Source organism: Psychromonas aquatilis (genome assembly GCF_038155185.1).
Lineage (GTDB): Bacteria > Pseudomonadota > Gammaproteobacteria > Enterobacterales > Psychromonadaceae > Psychromonas > Psychromonas aquatilis.
The window spans coordinates 1-209 of record NZ_JBAKAZ010000464.1; the positions used below are offsets into that span (position 1 = coordinate 1).

Genomic DNA, 209 nt, shown 5'->3' on the forward strand with positions numbered 1-209 from the left:
TGAGCTAACTTCTACATCAAGACGTTTACGGTATTTATGCTTGGTTAATTTAGGATCGTATTCCAATAAAATCGTATGTGATGCTTCTTTTGCATGTAATTGGTTAATCTGGTGCTTGTTAGCAAAAGTATCATGTAAACGTTGTTTCGCTTGCTCACTCTCAATCACAATAAATTTCCATGGTTGTGAGTGAATTGATGAAGCTGATA

1 pseudogene is annotated in these 209 nt (G+C 34.9%); it reads right to left on the minus strand.

The window, feature by feature from the left end:
- Window positions 1–209: pseudogene (locus V6256_RS16175) on the minus strand (NAD(P)H-dependent oxidoreductase); the annotation flags it as partial.